Here is a 17,573-nt window from a genome sequence, read left to right as displayed (position 1 = left end):
ACTATCATGGGACTGTTACCGGGTTCGGCGCATCGGGAGGAGGGACGATGCGCACGACTGAACGAGCCCGCATACATGAGCACTTCAACGGCGCCCCAACCCCCCGCCGACCCCCGTCCCATCGACCCGGCCACCAACACCAAAGCGCCCACACCGCGGTTCGGCGGCCGTTTCGCGCGCCTGCCCGCGCTGGCGGGCAGGGGATTCCTGCCTGTGGGCCTGTTGGCCCGCCTGCCCCTCGCGATGCTGACGCTGGGAACCCTGACCCTTGCCACGTCCGTCACCGGCTCGTATGCCGTTGGCGGAGCCGCTGCCGGTGCCGTCGGTATCGGCTCGGCCGTCGGCGCGCCGATCCTCGGCTGGCTGGCCGACCGGCTCGGCCAGCGCCCGGTCCTGCTGATCTCGGCCGTCCTGAACGTTGCGGCCGTGCTGGCCGTCATCGCCACCGCATATTTGATTCCCGGGGTGCACGACGTCGGCGCCGCGTGGAGCGTCATCGCAGCCGCGTTGGCGGCGGGCCTCAGCTGCCCCCAGGTGGGCCCGCTGGCCCGCGTCCGGTGGATGGCCCTCACAGCCGAACGCCGGCGGGCAGGGGACAGCACCGATCTGGACGTCGCGCTGTCCTATGAGAGCACGGCCGACGAACTGACCTTCGTACTCGGTCCGGCCCTCGTGGGCGTCCTGGCCAGCCTCGTCGCACCATGGCTGCCGCTTGCCCTGGCCGCGGCGCTCACGCTCACGTGCGTTCCAGCCTTCGCCGTCCACCGTACCCACACGGCTGTTCCGCGGCGGCCCGCCGTCGGTACCCGAGCGGGCGCTGGCAGTACGGGCACAGGAAAGACGGGCCGCGGGAGTGCTGAAACCCGGCCCGGCAGCCGGATTGCCGGCCCAAGCCGGGTGGCACTTCCGGTCCTGGCCATGGTCTGCATGGGCACGTTCTTCGGCTCCACACAGGCAGCATTGAGCGCGTTTGCCGCGGGCTTCGCAACATCGGAGGCGGCCGGACTCCTGTACGCCGTCATGGGCATCAGCTCGGCCGCGGCCGCGATCTCGGTGGCCTACTGGCCGGCCGGCTTCCCGGTGACCGCGCGCTGGGTGACCGGGGCGGCAGCCATGGCCGGGTTGTCGGCCCTGCTGTTCCTTCCAACCGACGGCTGGGGCATGGTGCTGGTACTGCTCGCACTGGGCCTGCCGGTGGGGCCGGTCATGGTCACGGTCTTTGCCATCGGCGGGCTCGTGGCACCGGCGGGCCGGCTGGCCACCGTGATGACGGCGCTCGCCAGCGGCATCGTCGCGGGCACCGCCCTTGGTTCGTCCATCGGCGGCCAGCTGGCGCAGGAAGGGGGCCACCACGCCGCCTTCCTCGTCTCGGCAGCCGCCGCGGCGGCGCTGTTCGCTCTCGGAGCGGCGGCCGCCGTCGTCGTCCGTTCCCGGAAGAGGTCAGCTCAGGCGAGCTGACCTTCGATCCGGGCCGCGCTGGCGGTCAGGGCCGCGGCCACCTCGGACGGATCCTGCGAGGAGCGGATGTAGACGACGGCGACCGCCGCCGGTCGTCCGCCGGGCACCCGGACCGGTGCGGCAAGCGAGGAAACCCCGGCGATAACCTCGTCATGGCTTGCCGCGTATCCGCGCTTGCGCGCCTCGGCAGCTTCGGGGCGGTAGGGCACAGCGGGAGCCAGCTGGCTCCACTCATGCTCCGTCAGGGCGGACTGGATGGCGATGCCGGGTGCACCAGAGCTGATCGGATGGCGTGACCCCGGATGCTGGACCACTGTCGCGGCCGAATGCCGGGGTTCCACGGTCACCAGCGTCACGCAGTCCTGGTGGTCCCACACGGCCACGAAAGCCGTCATGTTGAGTGTATTGGCCAGCTGGGTCAGTTCCGGAAGGGCAGCGGTCTGCAGGTTCCGCGAAACGCCGCGCGCCAGCACCGCGAGGCCGGGGCCGGGCTGGACCCGGCCGGCGTCGTCGCGTACCAGCAGGGAATGGTCCTCGAGGGTCCGCAGAATCCGGTAGGCGACGGAGCGGTGGACGCCCATGGCCTCCGAAAGCTCGGCAATGGTCAGCGGGCGGTCCGCTTCGGCAAGGATTTCCAGTGCCCGGATGCCCCGGGAGAGGGTCTGCGACGGGGAGGCCTGGGCGGGCGCAACCTGCGCTGCGGCACCGGCGTTGGGAGTCATGCTGTCCATCCTAGGCAGATATGCGGGCCGGGTAGCGGCAAGGGCTTGTGTGGCCCGTCACGTTGGGCTACCGTTCCATATAGGAATTGCCTGTTCAACTATAGAACAGTCTATCTACGGAACAGTTTAGAGCGACTGCGGCACGGTGCGCCAGAGACAGGAAATGCGCAGCCAGAGGATCAATGAAGATGGCCAATCCAGCAGCGGGCCCCGGTATTCCGGGCAGGACCTCGGTGCCGCGTGCCCACCGCTTCCGCGGCAGCCTGGGCCGGTTCGCCACCGGTGTCGCCATCGTCACTTTCGACGGCGCCACCAAGCGGCACGGCATCACCGTCAATTCCTTCACGTCTGTCTCCATGGACCCGCCCCTGGTTCTCGCCAGCATCGCCCGCACCGCCAAGGCCCACGACGAGCTGGCCGGCAGGCCCTTCACCGTCAATATCCTGGGGGCGGAGCAGCGGCAGCTGGCCATGCACTTTGCGGGGCGTCCGGGTCCGGAACCCAAATGGGTGGAAGGGGCGACGGCGCCCCGGCTCTCCGGCGTTCTCGCCTATTTCGAGTGCCGGCCCTGGGCGGCCTACGACGGCGGCGACCACACCCTCTATCTCGGTGAGGTGGTGGACTTCAACCACCGCAGCGGCGATGCACTTGCGTTCGCCAACAGCGCCTTCACCACCATCCCGGAGAGCCAGCTGGGGATAGAGGACCTGCTGTAGGCGGCACTATTTCACCACCAATGGACAGTTCAACGACGAATGGAGGCAGCCATGGGCATCAGAACCGGCCAGCAGTACCTGGACAAACTCAATGCGATGACCCCGCACATCGTGATCGACGGTGAAATGGTCAGCGAAAAAGTTGCCGAGCACCCGTCCTTCCGCAGCGTTGCCCGGCAGTACGCAAAGCTGTTCGACATGCAGCACGATCCCCGGCACCAGGGGGCGCTGACCTATGCCTCGCCGACCACGGGGGACCTCGTCAACGCGTCCTTCCTGGTGCCCCGGACCATCGGGGACCTGCAGCACCGGCGCCAGGCGACCTCCACGTGGGCGGAGGCGACCAACGGATTCCTCGGCCGCACGGGTGACTACATGAACTCCGCGCTCACCGCCCTGGGCACGGCCGGGAAGTGGTTCGCCCAGGCGGATCCCAAGTTTGCCGAGAACGTCGGCAACTACTACGAGTGGGCCCGCGAAAACGACATGCTGGCAACCCATACGCTGATCCCGCCGCAGGTGAACCGGTCGGTGTCCGGTTCGGAGCAGCTGGGCGGACAGCTTACGGCCCATATCGTGGAGGAGCGCGACGACGGCATCGTGGTCCGCGGCGCGCGCATGCTCGCCACGATCGCACCCATCGCCGATGAGCTGCTGGTCTTCCCGTCCACGGTGCTGCGCGGCACTCCGGAGGATGCCCCTTATTCCTTCGCCTTTGCCATTCCCAACGACACGCCGGGGCTCCGGTACCTCTGCAGGACCTCGCTGTACAACGGCGGCAGCATCCATGATGAACCGCTGGCGTCCCGCTATGAGGAAATGGACGCGGTGGCCGTCTTTGACGACGTCTTTGTTCCCAGCGACCGCATCTTCATGCTCGGCAATCCGCAGCTCTGCAACTCGTTCTACGCCGAGACCGGTGCCGGTGCCCTCATGACCCACCAGGTGGTCACCCGGACCATCGCCAAGAGCGAGTTCTTCCTCGGCCTGGCCTCCGAACTCGCCGATTCGATCGGCATCGACGGATTCCAGCACATCCAGGAGGACATCGCCGAACTGATCATCGACGTCGAAATCGGCAAGGCGCTGGTCCGCGCGTCGGAGGCCGACGCCGAGCTCAACGAGGCCGGCATGATGCTGCCCAAGTGGACCACCCTCAACGCCGCCCGCAACTGGTATCCGAAGGTGGCACAGCGCTTCCCGCAGATTATCCGGAAGTTCTCCGCGTCGGGGCTGATGGCCCTGCCCGGCGAAGCGGACGTCAACAGTGATGCCAGGGCGGACATCGACCTGTACCTGCAGGGGAAGACGCTGACCGGGCCCGAGCGGGTCCGGCTGTTCAAGCTTGCGTTCGACGCCTCGATCTCGGGTTTCTCCGGCCGGCAGTCCCTCTACGAGTACTTCTTCTTCGGCGATCCGGTCCGGATGGCCGGGGCACTCGTCAACACCTACGACCGCGAACCGGCCAGGGCACGGCTGCGGGAGTTCCTGCACAGGTCCGACTGAAATGGTGCGCCAGATCACACTTTCGTAGTATCCTTCACACTAACTGACCGTTCGATCAGTAAATCGGACAGCCCTTCACCACCTCCGGCAGTAGCACTGCCCCCAGCCACGGAGTTTCAATGACCGCAACTTCACCCGTAGATTCAGAGGCAGGACCGAGCAGCAAGCGCGAGGAACGCAAAGTCCTTGCCGGCACGCTGGTGGGCACCACCATCGAGTGGTACGACTTCTTCATCTTTGCCCAGCTGACGGCAACGCTGCTGTCCCCGCTGTTTTTGGCCCCGCTGAACGAATCCAACCCGGGCCTGGCGCAGATTCTCTCCTTCGCACTGATCGGCATCAGCTTCCTCTTCCGCCCGCTCGGCGCCATCGTTGCCGGACACCTGGGTGACCGCCTTGGCCGCAAGGCCATGCTGGTGTTCACCCTCATCATGATGGGTGCCGCAACCGCGCTGATCGGCATGCTCCCCACGTACGGCCAGATCGGTGCCTGGGCTCCGATCCTGCTCATCCTCCTCCGCGTCCTGCAGGGCTTCTCCGCCGGCGGCGAATGGGGCGGCGCGGCCCTGATGGCAGTGGAACACGCCCCGAAGAGCAAGCGCGGCCTGTTCGGTGCGTACCCGCAAATCGGCGTTCCGGTGGGCATGATCCTGGCCACCGGGTTGCTGTTCTTCCTCACCTCCGGGATGCCGAAGGAAGACTTCGCCGCCTGGGGCTGGCGGGTTCCGTTCCTGCTCTCCATCGTCCTGATCGTGGTGGGCTACGTGATCCGGCGGGCAGTCGGCGAAAGCCCCGTCTTCAAGGAGATGGCTGCGCGCAAGGAAGAAAGTAAAGCCCCGCTCGGTGAACTCATCCGGAGCCACAAGAAGGCCGTCCTTTACTCGACCATGATCTTCATCGGCAACAACGCCGCCGGCTACCTCCTGATTGCCTTCTTCATTGCCTATGCCACCAGGACGCTGAAGATGCCCACGCCGCAGATTCTGCTGGCCACCACGCTGGCATCCTTTGGCTGGCTGATCTTCACCCTGGTGGGCGGCTGGCTCTCGGACCGGATCGGCCGGGTCAAGACCTTCCTGACCGGCTACGCGATCATCTTCGCGTGGATGATCCCCATGTTCGCCCTCATCGACACAAAGAACATCTGGCTCTATGGCGTGGCGCTGTTCGTCCTCACGGTGGGCCTGGGCCTGTCCTACGGCCCCATGTCCGCCATGTACGCGGAGATGTTCCCGGCCAACGTCCGGTACTCGGGCATCTCGATCGGTTACGCCTTCGGTGCCATTCTGGGCGGTGCGTTCGCCGCCACCATCGCCGAGTCACTCCTGCAGAGCACCAAATGGACGGGCTCCATCGGCATCTACATCATGATTCTGTGCGTTATCTCCGGCATCGGCGTGATCCTGGCCAAGGAGACGAGGGGCCGGCCGCTCGGCGTCAGCCGGCACTGACTCTGCCGTCAGCCGGCACTAGATGCGGGCCCCGTGCAGCAGGGCAATGGCGTCCTCATCGCTCAGCTGATCAAAGTGCCGGTAAAAGGCTCCCACGGCCCGGAATCTTCCTGGCAGGTGGAGGCACAGGACGTTGCAGACCCGGGACAGTGACTTCTCTGCCTCGAGCGAGCCGACCGGCGCTGCGGCCACTACCGCTGCAGCGCCGGCCATCCGGACCGCCTCGACCGCTGCCCGCATGGTGGCCCCCGTCGCCAGGCCGTCGTCCACGAGCAGGGCCGTCTTGCCATGCACATCGGGGTCCACTGCCGGATAGCTGTCGGCGCGGCGCATCAGTTCGGAGCGCTCCCGGTGCTCCACTTGGTCGAGCCACTGCTGCCGTACGCCGTCGTCAAGAAGCCGCTCCACGAGCGGCCTGTTGAGAAGACGGACGATCCGTCCGCCTGAGTAGGCGAGCGCGCCGAATGCGGTCTCGTCATGGCCCGGGATGCCAAGCTTGCGGACCAGCAGGGCCCCGAAGGGAAGGTGGAGGACCTCGGCTGTGGCGGCGGCCACCGGGATACCGCCCCTGGCCAGGCCCAGCACCAGGGTGTCCGGGCGCTCGCGGAATTGCGGAAGGGCGGCCGCAAGTTGCCGTCCTGCATCTTCCCGGTCTTCAAAAACCATGGCCATGGGTTCCTTTTCCGGTGTTTCCGCCCCCAAGGTCCAGCCTACGCCCGTGGGCCCCGGCGGGAGCCCCTAGCTGCCGAGGAACGCGATGGCCGCCTGCTTGAAGGCGCGGCTGGTGATGGCGTTGGTGTGCGTGCGCCCGGGCAGGATGAGCTGCTCGGCCGCGGAGCCGGCCTTCCGGGCGAGTTCGGCAAGCTGCGGCATGGACGCGGCGCGTTCATCGTTTTCACCGGCCACCAGCAGCACGGGCATGTGCGGCACGGCCTCGGCCGGGTCGTACGGTTCACCCTTGATCGCCTCAACCAGGGACAGCAGGGCGAAGATGTTGTTGCTCGGCAGCGCCTGGGCCATGCTGAGGAGTCCGGCCGTGGACGCGTCAGCAATGGGGGTGCCGTCCGCCAGGTACCGCTGCGCGGCCACGAGGTCGAAGTCCGCCAGGGGGTCGGCCATGTTCGGGCCGCCCAGGACCAGCCGGTGCACCAGCTCCGCCTGGGTGGCGCCAAACTCCCAGGCGAGCCGGGAACCGAGGGAATAGCCGATCACATCCAGCCCGCTGGCGGGGTCGCCGTCGCGCAAGGGCCGGGCGCCGGAGTCGAACGCGATCTGCAGGAGGTCCGCCCTGATCCGGCTGGGGGAGTAGGAGTCCATGTCCTCCGGCGCGCCGCTCCGGCCGTGGCCGGGCAGATCGACGGCGATGACGCGGCGGCCTGCCTCCAGGAGCGCCGGAATCCAGCCGGTGTCCTCCCAGTTCAGCTTGCTGGATGCAGAGAAACCGTGGATGAGGAGGATGGGGCGGAGGCCGGCGTCGTTCGCGGGGTCGTGCACCTCGACGTATAGCTGCGGGTCGGTGCCCTCGACCGTGTGGGAGTGCTGTTCGCCGGTGTGTCTGCCGCTCATCGCCTCAGTCCTCGTCAAGTCTCAGTCCTTGTCAGGTGCAGGGCTCGCCGGGACTGCTTCGTCGCCGGTCCGCCGTGGATGGGCACCACTCTACCTGCCTGCGGACCGGGGAAATCCACGGCTTACCAACTGGGTGGCAGCACAGGGGGTTCCCAGCCGTGAGAACCCCCTGTGCTGCTACCTGGTTGGGCGCGAAGCCGCGAACCGGGCGCCTGCCCAGCAGGCGGCGGCAATTCCGGCAATGAGCAGCAGCGTGCTGATCAGCTGGATGCGGCTGCTCTCTGCGCTGAAGCCCACGGCAAACACCAGCCCCAGCAGCACCAGGCCGAACACGGTGAGCCCGGGGAAGCCCGTCATCCGCAGCGGCAGGTGCGTGCCGTCACGGTCCGCCCGGCGGCGCAGGATGAGCTGGGAGACCAGCGCCGAACCCCAGACCACGAGGCAGGTGGACCCAACCAGCTGGAACAGGGCGGGCAGGATGCGCTCGGGAAACAGCAGTTCCAGGACCGTGGCGATAAAGCCGAACGCTACGGAAACGCCGACGGCGACCATCGGCACGCCTGCGCGGCTGAGCCTGGACAGGAAGCCGGGAGCCTCGCCGCGCTCTGCGAGCGAGAACACCATGCGGGACGCCCCGTAGAGGTTGGCGTTGAGGGCGGACAGCAGGGCGACGACGGCCACCAGGGTGATGGCGGTGGCGGCGCCCGGGATGCGGGCGGCGTCCAGGACGCCCGCGAACGGCGAGGACAGGGCCTCCGAGGTGGCCGGAAGGACGGCCGCGATCACAAAGACGGAGCCGATGTAGAAGACGAGGATCCGCCACACCACCGTGCGGATGGCCTTGGTGACGCTGTGCTCGGGGTCTTCGGTCTCAGCGGCTGCGACGCTCACGATCTCCGTGCCGCCAAACGCGAAGATCACCACGAACAGGGCCGTGGCGATACCGCCCAGGCCCGAGGGCGCGAAGTCTGCCGTGATGTTGGCCAGGCCCGGCGATGCCACGTCCGGCAGGAGCCCCAGGAGCAGCGCGGCGCCGATGGCGAGGAACAGGACGATGGCGGTCACCTTGAGGATGGCAAACCAGAACTCGAACTCGCCGAAGTTCTTCACACCGGCGAGGTTGATGCCCGTGAACACCACCATGAACACCAGGGAGAGTGCCCACACCGGCACCACCGGCCAGACCGAAAACAGCAGCCCCGCGGCACCGAGCGCTTCGGCGGCGATGACCACTACCAGCTGCAGCCACCAGAGCCAGCCCACGGTTGCCCCGGCGGTCTTGCCCATGGCGCGCTCGGCGTACACGGAGAAGGCGCCGCTGTTGGGGTTCGCTGCCGCCATCTCGCCGAGCGCCCACATGACCAGAATGATGAGCGTGCCGGCCGCAAGGTAGGAAACCAGGACGGCGGGACCTGCTGCCTGGACGCCCGCGCCGGAACCCAGGAAGAGCCCGGCGCCGATGGCGCTGCCCAGGCCCATCATGGTGAGCTGGCGGGGCTTCATGCTGTGGCGGAGCTGAACCGCGGGTCGCTCTGCTGTGGACTTCATCGTCATGCTGCGCACCTTCTTGGGGTTGGGGACTGGTCCTTTTGGGACCTTTCGAATTTACACCCAACATCGGGTGAAACATTTTGCATCCCGGGCCAGCGGCCGTAGAATCAGTTTGAGTCAACTTGACCATAACTAATCCAGGGCCGGCCCGGACGGGCCGGCCGATCGCAGCGAAGCGGGTGATTACCGTGTACACCACCTCAGCCAACGTGGCCGAGCGGCAGTCCGCGCCGCCGTCGCTTGCCATTTCCACGGTGATTTTCGCGCTCCGGCCCAGCGAGTCTTCCGGCCGCCCCACGCTGTGGCTCCCGCTGGTCCGCCGGATCCGGGAACCGTTCAAAGGCCTGTGGGCCCTTCCGGGCGGTCCGCTGACCCACGCTGAATCCCTGCAGGACGCCGCTTCGCGGAACCTGCGGGAAACCACGGGGCTGGCACCCAGCTACCTCGAACAGCTCTACGCCTTCGGCGGCATGCACCGCTCACCCACGCAGCGCGTGGTGTCCATCGTCTACTGGGCGCTGGTCCAGCCCACCGAAGCCGCGCTCGCGGACGAATCCGAGAACGTCAGGTGGTTCCGCGCCGACAAGCTCGGAAGCCTGGCCTTCGACCACAACGCGATTGTGGACTACGCCCTCTGGCGCCTGCGGAACAAGCTGGCCTACGGCTCCATCGCCTACCACTTCCTGGGGGAGTACTTCACCCTCGCCCAGGTCCGCGAGGTCTACGAGGCCGTGCTGGACACGCAGCTGGATCCCGCCAACTTCCGCCGGCAGATCAAGTCGACGCCGGAAATCGAAGAAACCGGTGAATACCTCCAGGGCGGAAAGCACCGCCCGCCGCGTCTTTACCGATTTACCGGCCGCCCCGGCCTCGACCCAGATAACAGGAGCATCCCATGAGCAGCGTCAACACTGCCATCCAGCTGATCACGCGTGAACAGGCCGAGAAGGCCACGGCAGCCGGCACCGGCGGCACCTGCAGCCCGGCGCTTGCCAAGGGGCCCTGGGAGTATGACCTCGCGGAAACGCTCGCCGGTGTTCCGGCCTACGGTCCCGGAGCCTCCAGCGCGGACGTCGCACCTGCCTCCACCCCGCGCCAGGGCCAGCTTCCCGAGGAGTACAAGCTGGCCGGCGAAGCGGAGCTCGATGCCCGGATCCGGGCTGCCAAGGCGGCGCTGGGTGACCGGGCCGTCATCCTGGGCCACTTCTACCAGCGCGACGAGGTGGTCCAGTACGCAGACTTCGTCGGCGACTCCTTCCAGCTGGCCAACGCTGCCCTGACCCGCCCGGACGCCGAAGCGATCGTGTTTTGCGGCGTGCACTTCATGGCCGAAACCGCTGACACCCTCTCCCGGCCGGAACAGGCAGTCATCCTGCCCAACCTCGCCGCCGGATGCTCGATGGCGGACATGGCCGACGCCGATTCCGTGGAGGACTGCTGGGAGCAGCTCGAGGAGATTTTCGGCACCGAGCCCGACGCCGAGGGCCGGGTTCCGGTCATCCCCGTCACCTACATGAATTCCTCCGCGGCGCTGAAGGCGTTCTGCGGCCGGAACGGCGGCATCGTCTGCACGTCCTCCAACGCCAGGACGGTCCTCGAATGGGCCTTCGAGCGCGGCCAGCGCGTCCTGTTCTTCCCGGACCAGCACCTCGGACGGAACACGGCCAAGGCACTGGGCGTTCCGCTCGAGCAGATGCCGATGTGGAACCCGCGCAAGGAACTCGGCGGCAACGACGAACAGGCCCTGCTGGACTCCCGCGTCATCCTCTGGCACGGATTCTGCTCGGTCCACAAGCGCTTCAGCGTGGCCCAGATCGAGAAGGCACGCGCCGACTTCCCGGGCGTCAATGTCATTGTGCACCCCGAATGCCCCATGGAAGTGGTGGACGCAGCCGATTCCGCAGGGTCCACGGACTTCATCCAGAAGGCCATCGCGGCAGCCACCGAGCCCACCGTGTTCGCCATCGGCACCGAGATCAACATGGTGAACCGGCTCGCGGCCCAGTACCCGCAGCACACCATCTTCTGCCTGGACCCGGTCATCTGCCCCTGCAGCACCATGTACCGGATCCACCCCGGCTACCTGGCCTGGGTTCTCGAAGAGCTCGTCGCCGGTCGCGTGGTCAACCGCATCACCGTGGACGATGACGTGCAGCAGGACGCCAGGACAGCACTCGAGCGCATGCTCGCCGCCAAGCCCCAATAGGGAGCCCACCATGACCAGCGAAAACGGAACGGCCGGCCGCCGGCGGCTCGCCGTCGTCGGCAGCGGCATCGCCGGCCTCTATGCCGCGCTGCTCGCGGCTGAGGCAGGCGCCGACGTCATGCTGCTGACCAAGGGCGCGCTCGCGGACAGCAACACGTACTTCGCCCAGGGCGGCATTTCCGCCGTCCTCGATGAGCCGTCGCCCGGCGACACCGTGGCCGCCCACATCGCCGACACCCTGAAGGCCGGCGCCGGGCACTGCAACCCGGCGGCTGTCCGGGTGCTCTGCACCGAGGCGCGCCGGGACATCGCCGGGCTCGGACGCTTCGGCGTCCGCTTCGACCTGGACGACGACGGCGACCCCGCCTTGGGGCTCGAAGCCGCCCACTCCGCGCCGCGGATCCTGCACGCCGGCGGCGACGCCACCGGCGCCGGGATCGCCAACGCCCTGATCTGCCCCGTGCTGGCCGCGCAGGCCTCGGGCAGGATCCGGCTGCTGGGCCACGCCAGCGTCACGGCTCTATTGCAGGAGGGCCGGCGGGTCACGGGCGTTGAGTTCCTGCAGGCCGGCCGGCTGGGCAAGATCCAGGCCGACGCCGTGCTGCTGGCCACCGGCGGGGCGGGGCAGCTGTTTGCGCAGACCACCAACCCTTCCGTTGCCACCGCGGACGGCCTGGCCCTGGCCTGGCGCGCCGGCGCGGCGGTCGCGGACCTGGAGTTCTTCCAGTTCCACCCCACCTGCCTGGTGCGCCCGGACGGGGGAGCGGCAGCCGGGTCGGCAGGCAACGACGACGGCCAGGATCCGCTGCTGATCTCCGAGGCAGTGCGCGGCGAGGGTGCCATCCTTGTTGATGCGCACGGCCGCCGCTTCCTGCACGGATACCACCCCGACGCCGAACTCGCCCCGCGCGATGTCGTGTCCCGCAGCATCGCTTTGCACCTGGCCGCACTCGGAGACCCCAACGGTCACGTCTACCTCGACGCCCGGGTCATCGAGGACGCCAGGGGAGCAGGATTCCTGGAGCGCCGCTTTCCCACCATCACGCGGCGCACCCGCGAGGCCGGCCTCGACTGGACCCGGGAACCCGTCCCCGTCGCACCGGCCGCACACTACTGGATGGGCGGCATTTCCACCGACCTGCACGGCCGCACCAGCGTCCCCGGGCTCTTCGCAGCCGGCGAAGTCGCCTGCACCGGAGTCCAGGGCGCCAACCGCCTGGCCAGCAACTCGCTCCTCGAAGGATTGGTTTTCGGGCGGCGGGCTGTTGAGGCGTTTCTTGGTGAGCCGTCGGCTCCGTCTCCCAACGGCACCCCTCCGCATGCTAGCTCGGCCGCTGACGGCCTCCCTTTGACGCACGCTTCCGGGGCACCGTTAGTCGACTCCGGGGACGGTGACCGAACCCTTGTGCCCTACCCCGAGGGAAAAATGGGGGAGGAGTTCTCACGTGGCGCCTTGCGGCGGGTGATGACTGCCAAGGCGGGAGTGCTTCGCAGTGGCGAGCTATTGCGGGAGGCGGGGGCCGTGCTTGCCGGGTGGGCCGCCGTCGTCCGTCCTGAAGCGGTGCCGCAGGCAGCGGACCCGCGGACCCATGAGGACGCCAACCTGCTGCTCGCCGCGCAGCTGCTGGTCCACGCGGCGAGGGAGCGGCAGGAACCGCTCGGCGCACACTACCGCGACGACGGCCTGCCGGTGCCGGTCATCAGCCTGGAGGACCAGGCGCGCGACCTAGACGAAGAATTCAGAATGAGCCCGAAAGCGAGCCTTGTCCATGACTAGCCTGACCCTCCCCGCAGCACCCGTCCGCGAGATCCTGGAGCGGGCCTTCGCGGAGGATGCGCCCAGCGGCGACATCACCTCGCAGCTGCTGATCCCGGCCGAGGCCCGCGCCGCCGCTGTGCTTAACGCCCGCGTCCCGGGGGTCTTCAGCGGCGGCAGCGTGTTCCGTGACGCCATGCTGATGGTGGACCCGGACACGCAGGTGGAGCTGCTCGTGGCCGACGGCGAGGCCTTCGCGGCCGGAACAAAACTCGCGCGGGTCACCGGCCGGGCGCGCAGCGTGCTGCTGGCCGAGCGGGTCGGCCTGAACCTGGCGCAGCGGATGAGCGCCATCGCCACCAAGACGGCGGAATTCGTGGCCCTGGCCGCCGGCACCAAGGCACGCATCACGGACACCCGGAAGACCACCCCCGGACTGCGGGTCCTGGAACGGTACGCCGTCCGCTGCGGCGGCGGCGCCAACCACCGCTACAGCCTTTCCGACGCCGTCCTGGCCAAGGACAACCACCTGGCGGTCATGACCGGGGGAGACCCGGCACGGCTGACCGCGCTGCTGGCCGACGCGAAGGCCCAGCTGGGACACACCACGCACTTCGAGGTGGAGGTGGACAGTGCCGACCAGATCGAACCCGTCCTGGCCGCCGGGGTGGACACCATCATGCTGGACAACTTCAGCCTTGAAGAACTCCGCGCCGGCGTCCGGCAGGTCGCCGGGCGGGCCGTGGTGGAGGCCAGCGGCAACGTCAACCTCCGCACCGTGGCGGACATCGCCGCCGCGGGCGTGGACGTCATCTCCGTCGGTGCCCTGACGCACAGCGTCACGGCTCTGGACCTCGGCCTGGACGTCGAACTGACAGTGGGGTGAACACACCATGATCTTCCTGGACGCAGCAGCCACAACACCCGTCCGCCGCGAAGTACTGGAGGCGATGTGGCCCTACCTCACCGGCGACTTCGGCAACCCGTCAAGCCGCCACTCGCTCGGTGACTCCGCCGCGCGGGCCCTCGCGGATGCCCGCAAGACTGTGGCCGCCGTGCTGGGCTGCAGGCCGGGAGAGATCACCTTCACGTCCGGCGGCACGGAGGCGGACAACCTCGCAGTCAAGGGCATTGCCCTGGCGCGGCAGGCCGCGGACCCGGCCCTGAACCGGGTGGCGATCAGCGCCGTCGAGCATCCCGCCGTGGAGGAGTCGGCGCGGTACCTCGAACGCTTCCACGGCTTCACCGTGGACGTCGTGCCTGTCGACGGGAACGGGACGGTGACACCGGAGGCGCTCGCTGCGGTTTTGCGGGACGAAACCGCGCTGGTCAGCATCATGTACGCCAACAACGAGGTGGGCACCGTCCAGCCGGTGGCCGAACTGGCGGCCCTGGCGAAAGGGCGGGGGATCCCCTTCCACACCGACGCCGTGCAGGCTGCGGGCTGGCTGCCGCTGGACGTGAAGGCGCTCGGGGTGGATGCGCTGACCATCTCCGGGCACAAACTCGGGGCGCCCAAAGGCAACGGAGTCCTGTTCGTCCGGGGCCGGACCCGCACCGAGCCGCTCCTGCATGGCGGCGGGCAGGAACGCGGCCGGCGATCCGGCACCGAAAATGTTGCGGGGGCCGTGGCCCTGGCCACCGCACTCACCCTGGCGCATGCCGACCGGCCCGCGCTCGCGGCGCGCGTCACGGGCCTTCGCGACCGTTTTGTGGCTGCCGTGCTGGACAGCGTTCCGGGAGCGCTGCTGACCGGCCACCCGTCCGAACGGCTGCCCTCGGTAGCGTCCTTCTGCTTCCCGGGCACCAGCGGCGAATCCGTCCTCCTGGAACTCGAGCGCCAGGGCGTGGTGTGCTCGAGCGGCTCGGCGTGCGCGGCCGGATCGGACGCTCCGTCACCGGTGCTGGTGGCACTCGGCATCGAAGCGGAGGTGGCACAGACCGCTGTGAGATTCAGCTTTGATTCGTCGGTGACCGCCGCCGACCTGGAGGCTGCCGCCGCGGCGGTGACGGCCGCCGTCGGAAGCGTCCGGAACCTGGGCCTGGTCGCAGGGTAGCGTGCCGGTCAGCTGGCGGCCGTGACGGGATTGGAGAGCTCTCCGATGCCGCCCACCCGGCAGGTGACGGTGTCGCCCGGCTGGATGCCGGTGCTCGCCGCCGGGAACCCGGTGAGCACCAGGTCGCCGGGGTGCAGGGTCATGATCGAGGTCAGGTAGACGAGGATCTCGTCCACCTTCCAGCCCAGGTTGGCGGTACTTGCCGTGGGCAGTTCGGCGCCGTTGTGGACGACGCCGATGGTCTGGTCCGTATGGTCCAGTCCGGTGACGATCCAGGGGCCGGCCGGCGTGAAGGTGTCTTGGCTTTTGGCGCTCAGCCAGAGCTCATCGGACTTTTGCAGCCTGCGGGCGGTGACGTCGTTGCCAATGGTGTAGCCCAGAACCGCGCTCCGTGCATTGTCGAGGGTCAGGTTTTTCACGGTCCTGCCGACGACGACGGCCAGCTCCGCCTCCGGCTCCACCAGCCCGATTCCGGCCGGCAGTTGAATCGCCTCGCCCGGGCCGATCACGCTGGTGGCTGCCTTGTGGAAGGCCTGCGCCGGAAGGTCCCGGCCGGCCTGCCCGGTGTTGTGGGCCATCCCCAGGACATTGGCCGGCACGCTCGGCGCCAGGAACGCGAAGCTGTCCTCGGAGACCTCGGCGCCGGGTTCCCAGCCACCTCGGTGGCCGCTTCCGGCGTTGGCGCGCGAACCGGGGAACGGGGACTGCACCACCGTCCATGTCCGCCCCGCGGTGCTCGCGAAGTCCGCGGCGTCATTGGCCACGAAGAACTGTTCAGGAAGCTGTGCTGTGTCTGCATCCGGGGACGCGGCTGGGGACGAGACATACGCCGGGGCAGGGGCGAGGGGACGGACGCGGGCGATCCGCCGCGGGAGAGCTGGGGTCATTCAGCCATCGTAGGGGGTTCCGGCGAGCTGACCGGAACTACAGTGCCGTCCGGAACTGCGTGACGTCAGTACAGCTCGCCGACCGGAATCTCCACAGCCAGCCGGTTGGCCGGGCCGGCGAGCGGGCAGGCCCAGGCCTCGTTGTAGGCGCACGACGGGTTGTAGGCAAAGTTGAAGTCGAGCACATACTGGACTTCCGGCCCCGGGCCGCGGACGACGCCATGGAATGCGCCCTTGATGGTGTCCAGGAGGTAGCGGCCCGCGCCGTAGCTTCCGCCGGGCTGGCCGGCGGTGGCGTCCCGGAACGGGACGAAGATCCCGCCCCCGTAGCCCATCAGCTTCCAGACGGCCAGTTGTCCCAGTTCCGGGAGGTCGAAGGTTCCCAGCCGGACAAACCGGACCACACCGTCTGTCCCTGTTTCGACGTTCATTTCCCGCCCGGCACCCTGGTTGGTCAGGGGGACGTAGAAGCGGTAGATGGGATCGTAGTCGGCCGTCTTGAGGCCGTAAAAGGACGCCTTGGCTTCATCTGTCAGGGCCGACGCCGGATGGGTTCCGAACATGCGGTCGCGCTCCTGGCGCCAGTAGGCGTGGGCCTCCTCAGGGCTGTCGGCGGCGATCTTGCGCACGGTGTCGTAGAGGGCGAAGGTCCGCAGCCGCCAGTCTGCAATGTCGAGCGCGGACATGTTCGCCAGGGTCTGCTCCGCTGCGTCCAGTTCATGTTCGGCCATGACCTCAGCCTAGACCCTTTGTGGTGCCCGTCCGCCCAGGGCACCGGGGGACCGCGAAACGCTGGCCCGCAGCCTCCGGATGGGGGCCAGCGTCCCGGTTAGGCTGGAGCCATGACAGGGATCACGGCTTCTGGACGTAAGGGGATCGCCGCCGTCGTACTGTTGACGGCGGGACTGATGGCCGGCTGCAGCAGCGACGGCAAGGGGGCGCCCGCCTGGACCGCGGAGCCGGGCACCGGCCCGGCGACCGGTGCGGCATCGGGTTCCGCGGCCCCTTCCGCAACCGCCTCGGCCAGTGCCACCGCGACGGCCGGGGCCACGGCGGCTGCCTGGAAGGTCTTCACCGACCCTGCCAAGACCGTGAGTTTCGAGCTGCCGCAGGATTGGATTGCCCAGTCCGTTGACCCCGATAAGGGAACCCGCCCCGGCGCCGTGAAGATCGAGGTCAAGGACGCCGAAGGCGCCTACCTGGCCACCCTGCAAACGGGCCTGCCCGAGTCCAGCCCGGCGAGTTGCGCCGCTTCCGCCCGCAAGCCCTACGTCGTCGTCAGCAGTGTTCCGGTGGAGCTGCCGCATAGCGGCGGGCAGGGGACCATCGACCCGCACGTGGTGTTCAGGGTGATCCAGGGCTACCGCTACTTCGGCTCCTACGGCATCACCAATCTGGTGGGCGGCGCCGACTCCAAGGCGTGCCAGCTGCAGAACGTGGTACAGGGCCTGGCGGGCAAGGGGAACTACTCGTTCAGCGACGTGCGCTCGCTGAAGTCGTTCGCACCGGATGAAAAAGTGGCACCGGCCAAGGCCTTCGACACCCTTGACCAGGCAGCCGGCTATGTCAACAAGGGCTCCGAATTCGCCAACGTTCAGCGGATGCTAATGTCTCTGGAGATCAAGAGCTAGTCCCGCTGCCTCCGGCACACCCCAGCCCGCAGCCGCGACTGACTGACGCCGCCTCACACCCCGGAG

Annotated in this window: 16 protein-coding genes; 10 read left to right on the top strand and 6 right to left on the bottom strand. The window is 68.3% G+C overall.

What is annotated here, in order from left to right; all coding sequences use genetic code 11:
• Nucleotides 1–75: 75 nt before the first annotated feature.
• The gene (locus ARGLB_RS19875; RefSeq protein ID WP_003805866.1) at nucleotides 76–1,458 is read left to right on the top strand and encodes an MFS transporter; all 1,383 of its coding nucleotides are present in this window, start codon (nucleotides 76–78) and stop codon (nucleotides 1,456–1,458) included.
• Here ARGLB_RS19875 and ARGLB_RS19870 read toward each other — a convergent pair.
• The gene (locus ARGLB_RS19870) at nucleotides 1,446–2,180 is read right to left on the bottom strand and encodes an IclR family transcriptional regulator (RefSeq protein ID WP_003805864.1); all 735 of its coding nucleotides are present in this window, start codon (nucleotides 2,178–2,180) and stop codon (nucleotides 1,446–1,448) included. The genes ARGLB_RS19875 and ARGLB_RS19870 overlap by 13 nt on opposite strands.
• A 188-nt stretch (nucleotides 2,181–2,368) precedes the next feature.
• On the opposite strand from ARGLB_RS19870, the gene ARGLB_RS19865 reads away from it, so the two are divergent.
• The 3 genes from ARGLB_RS19865 to ARGLB_RS19855 all read left to right on the top strand — a co-directional run bounded on the left by ARGLB_RS19865 (nucleotide 2,369) and on the right by ARGLB_RS19855 (nucleotide 5,853).
• Entirely contained in the window at nucleotides 2,369–2,896 is a 528-nt protein-coding gene (locus tag ARGLB_RS19865; RefSeq protein WP_003805863.1) for a flavin reductase family protein, read from the top strand.
• Nucleotides 2,897–2,947: 51 nt separating this feature from the next.
• On the top strand, nucleotides 2,948–4,402 hold the full coding sequence (gene hpaB / locus ARGLB_RS19860; protein WP_003805862.1) for a 4-hydroxyphenylacetate 3-monooxygenase, oxygenase component: 1,455 nt from the start codon (nucleotides 2,948–2,950) through the stop codon (nucleotides 4,400–4,402).
• A 119-nt stretch (nucleotides 4,403–4,521) separates the two neighbouring features.
• Nucleotides 4,522–5,853, top strand: coding sequence for an MFS transporter (locus tag ARGLB_RS19855; RefSeq protein WP_003805861.1), 1,332 nt, complete (start codon nucleotides 4,522–4,524; stop codon nucleotides 5,851–5,853).
• Nucleotides 5,854–5,871: 18 nt separating this feature from the next.
• On the opposite strand, the gene ARGLB_RS19850 is transcribed toward ARGLB_RS19855, so the two are convergent.
• The 3 genes from ARGLB_RS19850 to ARGLB_RS19840 form a co-directional block, all read right to left on the bottom strand.
• Nucleotides 5,872–6,525, bottom strand: a complete 654-nt coding sequence (locus ARGLB_RS19850) for a phosphoribosyltransferase (RefSeq protein ID WP_003805860.1) — start codon at nucleotides 6,523–6,525, stop codon at nucleotides 5,872–5,874.
• Nucleotides 6,526–6,591: 66 nt separating this feature from the next.
• A complete protein-coding gene (locus ARGLB_RS19845) occupies nucleotides 6,592–7,419 on the bottom strand; it encodes an alpha/beta fold hydrolase (protein WP_003805859.1) in 828 nt (275 codons plus the stop codon).
• 177 nt (nucleotides 7,420–7,596) lie between these two features.
• Nucleotides 7,597–8,973 carry an amino acid permease gene (locus ARGLB_RS19840; protein WP_003805858.1) on the bottom strand — a complete coding sequence of 459 codons (1,377 nt, stop codon included), beginning with the start codon at nucleotides 8,971–8,973 and terminating at the stop codon, nucleotides 7,597–7,599.
• Between the two features lie 185 nt (nucleotides 8,974–9,158).
• Between ARGLB_RS19840 and ARGLB_RS19835 the strand changes: the two genes are divergently transcribed.
• From ARGLB_RS19835 to ARGLB_RS19815, 5 genes are read left to right on the top strand one after another with little or no spacing between them, the layout of a single operon-like run.
• Entirely contained in the window at nucleotides 9,159–9,869 is a 711-nt protein-coding gene (locus ARGLB_RS19835) for an NUDIX hydrolase (RefSeq protein WP_003805857.1), read from the top strand.
• Nucleotides 9,866–11,176 (top strand): quinolinate synthase NadA, encoded by a 1,311-nt coding sequence (gene nadA / locus ARGLB_RS19830; protein WP_003805856.1) that lies wholly within the window; start codon nucleotides 9,866–9,868, stop codon nucleotides 11,174–11,176. The genes ARGLB_RS19835 and nadA overlap by 4 nt, the downstream gene beginning before the upstream one ends.
• A 10-nt stretch (nucleotides 11,177–11,186) precedes the next feature.
• Entirely contained in the window at nucleotides 11,187–12,953 is a 1,767-nt protein-coding gene (nadB, locus tag ARGLB_RS19825) for an L-aspartate oxidase (RefSeq protein ID WP_003805854.1), read from the top strand.
• Nucleotides 12,946–13,818: a carboxylating nicotinate-nucleotide diphosphorylase gene (gene nadC / locus ARGLB_RS19820; protein ID WP_003805852.1), complete on the top strand. Its 873-nt coding sequence runs from the start codon at nucleotides 12,946–12,948 to the stop codon at nucleotides 13,816–13,818. The genes nadB and nadC overlap by 8 nt, the downstream gene beginning before the upstream one ends.
• Before the next feature lie 7 nt (nucleotides 13,819–13,825).
• Nucleotides 13,826–14,989, top strand: a complete 1,164-nt coding sequence (locus ARGLB_RS19815) for a cysteine desulfurase family protein (protein WP_003805850.1) — start codon at nucleotides 13,826–13,828, stop codon at nucleotides 14,987–14,989.
• A gap of 8 nt (nucleotides 14,990–14,997) precedes the next feature.
• On the opposite strand, the gene ARGLB_RS19810 is transcribed toward ARGLB_RS19815, so the two are convergent.
• Together ARGLB_RS19810 and ARGLB_RS19805 are read right to left on the bottom strand one after the other, a co-directional pair.
• Entirely contained in the window at nucleotides 14,998–15,876 is an 879-nt protein-coding gene (locus ARGLB_RS19810; protein ID WP_003805848.1) for a fumarylacetoacetate hydrolase family protein, read from the bottom strand.
• Nucleotides 15,877–15,941: 65 nt separating this feature from the next.
• A complete protein-coding gene (locus ARGLB_RS19805; RefSeq protein WP_003805847.1) occupies nucleotides 15,942–16,607 on the bottom strand; it encodes a DUF1684 domain-containing protein in 666 nt (221 codons plus the stop codon).
• 111 nt (nucleotides 16,608–16,718) lie between these two features.
• On the opposite strand from ARGLB_RS19805, the gene ARGLB_RS19800 reads away from it, so the two are divergent.
• Nucleotides 16,719–17,507, top strand: a complete 789-nt coding sequence (locus tag ARGLB_RS19800) for a hypothetical protein (RefSeq protein ID WP_003805846.1) — start codon at nucleotides 16,719–16,721, stop codon at nucleotides 17,505–17,507.
• Nucleotides 17,508–17,573: the final 66 nt, after the last annotated feature.

Source organism: Arthrobacter globiformis NBRC 12137, assembly GCF_000238915.1.
GTDB classification, from domain to species: Bacteria; Actinomycetota; Actinomycetes; order Actinomycetales; family Micrococcaceae; genus Arthrobacter; species Arthrobacter globiformis.
Note: the sequence above shows the minus strand (reverse complement) of the source record. Positions and strands in the feature narration are given on the sequence as shown.